Source organism: Methanoregula sp. (genome assembly GCF_002835825.1).
In the GTDB taxonomy this organism is placed as follows: Archaea; Halobacteriota; Methanomicrobia; order Methanomicrobiales; family Methanospirillaceae; genus Methanoregula.
On record NZ_PIZH01000170.1, the window covers coordinates 1 to 4788 of the forward strand.

The 4788-nt window shown below is 56.9% G+C and carries 6 protein-coding genes; 3 read left to right on the plus strand and 3 right to left on the minus strand.

Annotation, left to right across the window (positions count from 1 at the left end):
* Positions 1-16 precede the first annotated feature (16 nt).
* Positions 17-403, minus strand: a complete 387-nt coding sequence (locus CW742_RS07340) for an ATP-binding cassette domain-containing protein (protein WP_292418524.1) — start codon at positions 401-403, stop codon at positions 17-19.
* Positions 404-497: 94 nt separating this feature from the next.
* Between CW742_RS07340 and CW742_RS07345 the strand changes: the two genes are divergently transcribed.
* Positions 498-986 carry a helix-turn-helix domain-containing protein gene (locus CW742_RS07345; protein WP_292418526.1) on the plus strand — a complete coding sequence of 163 codons (489 nt, stop codon included), beginning with the start codon at positions 498-500 and terminating at the stop codon, positions 984-986.
* 3 nt (positions 987-989) lie between these two features.
* Entirely contained in the window at positions 990-1931 is a 942-nt protein-coding gene (locus CW742_RS07350) for an ABC transporter substrate-binding protein (protein ID WP_292418529.1), read from the plus strand.
* Positions 1932-1944: 13 nt separating this feature from the next.
* On the opposite strand, the gene nikR is transcribed toward CW742_RS07350, so the two are convergent.
* Both nikR and CW742_RS07360 read right to left on the minus strand, forming a co-directional pair.
* Positions 1945-2367 carry a nickel-responsive transcriptional regulator NikR gene (gene nikR, locus CW742_RS07355; protein ID WP_292418531.1) on the minus strand — a complete coding sequence of 141 codons (423 nt, stop codon included), beginning with the start codon at positions 2365-2367 and terminating at the stop codon, positions 1945-1947.
* 235 nt (positions 2368-2602) lie between these two features.
* A complete protein-coding gene (locus tag CW742_RS07360) occupies positions 2603-3787 on the minus strand; it encodes a pyridoxal phosphate-dependent aminotransferase (protein ID WP_292418534.1) in 1185 nt (394 codons plus the stop codon).
* Positions 3788-3963: 176 nt separating this feature from the next.
* Here CW742_RS07360 and CW742_RS07365 point away from each other — a divergent pair, with 176 nt between their 5' ends.
* Positions 3964-4656, plus strand: coding sequence for an energy-coupling factor ABC transporter permease (locus tag CW742_RS07365; RefSeq protein WP_292418536.1), 693 nt, complete (start codon positions 3964-3966; stop codon positions 4654-4656).
* The last annotated feature ends 132 nt before the right edge of the window (positions 4657-4788 follow it).

The window sequence follows — 4788 nt, forward strand, 5'->3', positions numbered from 1 at the left end:
CGGTAAACTTGTTGGACTAGGCGATGGTCGTCCTGATGGTTTCTGTCGTATCTTTGTCACGGGGTGTGATATGGAGCGAGAGGAACCTGCTTACCGTGAGGTCTGAGATGGCGCGGGTGTTCTGGGTGATGAGAGCGATAGGTTTTTTCGGCGGGTCACGGACCATGTCATCGGAAGGTGGAATGCCGTTGATAAGGATGGATCGTCCGGTGATGGTATCCCCCTGGGCAAGAACTTCGATATCATTAATGAATGCCGATTTGCCGGACCCGGTGGATCCCACGATTGACAGGGTGTCGCCAGGACGGAGGGTGATCCGGGAAAACCCCTCGCATGTCCCGTCGCGATTGGTACCGGAAAGGATTGCAAGTTCGCGGAACTGCTCGCTCTGCATGATCACCATGATCGCTGGGACACATATAAGAATTCCCAATTTTATATGAAAATTATCCTTAAAGTAATAATTATTAGGGATAAAATTACACATAAAGGTTAATATGCTGTCAAAGAGGATATTTGAGACCGACTTCACCACTGCACTGAACGAGGAGCTGGAGCGGAAGAACCTAAGCGTGAAGGATCTTGCGGAACTGACCGGGATCCCGGTCTCGACCCTCTACAAAGTCACGGTGGGCGAGCGGGACCCCCGCCTCTCCACGGTGAAAAAGATAGTATCGGTTCTTGAGCCCGGGCAGGAGAAGTTCATTGCCATCATTGCTGCCCGGTTCCTTCTTGACACGCTCGTAGCCCGCGAAACCGACGTGAACGGGAAAACGTTCCACATCAGGGGATATTCTGCAAATTCCCTCGAAGAGTGCATCATTGCTGCAGCCCGGGCCGAGAAGGACGGGGCTTCCGCGATCGTATGCGCCCCCATCCTTGCATCGATTGTCGAGAAGATTGTCGACATCCCTGTTGCCATGCTCCGCCCGGACCTTGCTGTGGTCAGTGAAGCAATTACTACCGTGGCCCGGAAGATCGGGTGAGCCATGACAGGACCAGGTCAGATCAGGATCGGCCACCTCTCCACGGTATACCATACGGCATTTCTCCTGAAGGGAACCCGCCTCCTCGCGGACCAGGGCATCGATGCAACATGGACCCTCTTCCCATCCGGGCCGGACATTATCAGTGCCATGGAGCACGGGAACCTTGATCTCGCCTATATCGGCCTGCCCCCGGTCATTATCGGGATCGACCGCGGGCTCCCCCTTTCCTGTATCGGCGGAGGGCATGTTGAGGGTACAGTCATGATTGCCGGCCCTGATATCCTCGCGTTATCGGAACAAGGGAGTATGAAGGAATTCCTCCGGCAATTTGCCGGCATGACGATCGGCACACCTCCGCGAGGTTCCATCCACGATGTAATCGTGAGCGAACTCCTGCGGGAGAACGGGGTCACCGATGTGACGGTGAAGAACTACCCATGGGCCGACTTCCTCCCTGACGCGCTGCGGGACGGGGAGATCGCAGCCGCTGCGGGGACACCGGCCCTTGCCGTGACCGGGCGCCGGTATGGGGATGCCCGGATCGTTGTTCCGCCTGAGCGGCTCTGGCCATTCAACCCGAGTTATGGCATCGTGGTTATGCGGGAGATACTCAAGAGAAGGGACGTACTTGCAGGGTTCCTGCGTGCCCATGAGGCAGCGTGCGAAATGATCCGGCATAATCCCGGGGGAGCGGCGCGGGTGGTTGCGGATACCACCGGCATGGTGGACGCTGGTTTTGTCCTGGACGCCTACCGCATCTCGCCAAAATACTGCGCATCGCTTCCCGAGGGGTATATTGCGTCCACCATGAAGTTTGTGGGAACGCTCCAGTCGCTGGGCTATATCTCGCGGCCCATCTGTGAGAATGAGATCTTCGACCGTTCGATAATCAACACCGTGCACCCGGGCCCGCATCATTATGGTGACGGGATGGCGGAATAAGAAAAGGTGATACTCAGTCCTCGATCGCAATCGTCGTGAGCTTGACCGATTCAACGCCCTTGTGGGACATCAGCTTCTCGGCGAGCGCCTTGAGCTGGCTGCCGTCACCATGGACCAGGATGACCTCGAGGCACCGCTCATGGGTCACGTGGGAGTGGAGTGAGGCCTTGATGATGCCGTGGTACTCGTGCTCGATCTCCGTGATGGCCGAGAGGAGGTTCCTCTGCTCATGGTCGTACACCATCGTGATGACGCCTTCCCGCTCGCCCTTGACATCCGACATCCACTTGTAGTAGGTGATGTAGGTGCGGATGGCGTCGCGGATGCCTTCCGATCGCGAGGAGTACCCGCGGTAGTTCAGGATCTCATCGAAACGGTCAAGAAGGTTCTTCGGCAGCGAGATGCCGATGCGGGAAAGGTCGTCTTCCATGGCCATAGGGTATCAGTGATGAGTGTATGATTGCTGATAGTTCTTCAACATTTTGAAAAAATGCCGGGAAACGTGTTACTAAGTATTAATCCCGCCTGACGATCTTCAGGCACGTGAACCTTAAAGAGTCTCTAGCCGTTTGCACGCTTCAAGCAGCGTCTCATCCTTCTTCGAGATTGGAGAGGTCGCAGACCTCGACAACCTGAAGGGAGGCGCCAGACGACCTTCAGGCATGTAAACCTTACAGAGTATCTAACCTTCTGCAGGCTTCCTGTAGTGTCTCATCCTTCTTCGAGAACGTGAACCGGAGCTTCGTCTCCCCGCCGTTTGCATAGAACGAGCTTCCAGGCACCGCCGCAACCCCTGCCGTCTCCACCAGGTGGCGGGCGAAGTCCGTGTCGCTCATGCCAAAGGAGCTGATGTCGGTGAAGATGTAGTACGCACCCTCGGGAAGTTCGCAGGCGAACCCGGCCTTCTTCAGGCCTTTATACAGGATCTGCCGCTTGCGGTTGTACTCTATGGCAAGTTCCTTGTAATACGACTCCGGCAGGTTGAGGGCGGCAACGCAGGCACGCTGGAGAGGGGCGGGGGCGCCGACGGTCAGGAAATCGTGGATCTTCCGGATCCGGTCCGTGAGGGCAGCGCCTGCAAGGGCATAGCCGACCCGCCACCCGGTCACGCTGTAGGTCTTCGAGAAACTGCCGATGGTGATCGTCCGGTCCTCCATGCCGGGGAGCGACCCGATCGAGACATGACGGTGCCCGTCGTACACGATGTGCTCGTAGATCTCGTCCGTGATGGCAATGGCGTTGTGCTCGATGCAGAGGTCGGCGATGAACGAGAGTTCCTGTTTTGAGAAGACCTTGCCGGTCGGGTTGTTGGGCGTATTGATGATGATGGCCCGGGTCTTCTTCGAGAACGCCGCCTTCCACTTCTCCTCGTCAATGGAGAGGTCGTCTGCAAGGGGGACATAGCGCGGAGCGGCACCCGAGATCTGCGCATCCGGGCCATAGTTCTCGTAGAACGGCTCCGGCACGACCACCTCATCGCCCGGCTGGATGATGGCAAGCATCGAAGCCATCATTGCTTCGGTCGAGCCGCAGGTGACCGTGATCTCTTTTTCGGGGTTGAAGGACATCCGGTTGAACTTCTTCACCCTTGCTGCGAGTGCCTCGCGGAGGTCCTTTGCGCCCCACGTGATGGCGTACTGGTTGATGTCGTCCTTCACCGCTTCGCAGGCCGCGGTCTTCAGTTCTGTTGGACAGGGAAAGTCGGGGAACCCCTGTGCAAGGTTGATCGCGTCATGTTTCAGCGCAAGCCGGGTCATCTCCCGGATCACGGACTCGGTGAAGGTATCTGCCCGCGACGGGTGGGTGGCAAAGAAGGGGGCAATGCCCTTCCCGGTTCCGGCTCTCTTGTCCTGCATACCGATCCGGTGGACACGCCCGGAAAATATAATGAGAGGATCCGGCTCCTGGTTTTCCTCCCTTCTGCGCACCGTACATAAGAAAAATCCCTTGTGCAGTGCTGTTCATGAGAGATGGTGCACCAATTAAGCAAGTTTTATTTACTTAATGCAAGTAAAATTGATCCTGTATCATCATGCACATCATGGAAGGATTCTTACCCTGGCAGTGGTGCGTTGTCTGGTGGCTTGTCGCCCTCCCCTGCCTGATGCTCGGTATCTGGCAACTCAAAAAAGTCATCAATGCGGACCGCGAGGCGCTGCCCCTGCTGGGGGTGACGGGCGGGTTCATCTTCATCCTCTCGTCCCTGAAACTCCCCTCCGTAACCGGGAGTTGCTCGCACCCGACCGGTACCGGCCTCTCGGCCATCTGTTTTGGCCCATGGATCACCGCGGTGATCTGCGCAATCGTCCTCCTCTTCCAGAGCCTCTTCCTCGCCCACGGCGGCCTCTCCGTGCTCGGGGCAAACATCGTCTCGATGGGTATCGTCGGCCCTGTTGTCGGGTACGCCGTCTACCGGCTGCTGAAGGACACTTCAGTCAACATCTTCCTCACTGTATTCCTTGCAACAGCGCTTGCGGATATGTTTACCTACGTGACCACCTCGCTTGAACTGGCGCTTGCCTATCCCGCGGAAGTTGGTGGATTTACCAGCTCGTTTGTCATGTTCATGGCGATCTTCGCCGTCACGCAGGTGCCGCTCGCGATTGTCGAAGGCATCGTGCTTGCCCTCGTCTTCAAGTATATCGTAGCCCTCAAACCCGATATCCTTATCCGGATGAAAATATTCTCCGAAGCACAGATCACGGCAGCCCGGGGTGAGGCATAATGGCGAAGAACTACCTGCTTGAGATCCTGACGGTTGTTGCAATCGCGGCATTCATCGGGATCTTCCTCTTCACCAGTTCGACCATGGAAGGCGCCGAATTCGCCGGTTCCGATAACGTGGGATCGGGCCTGA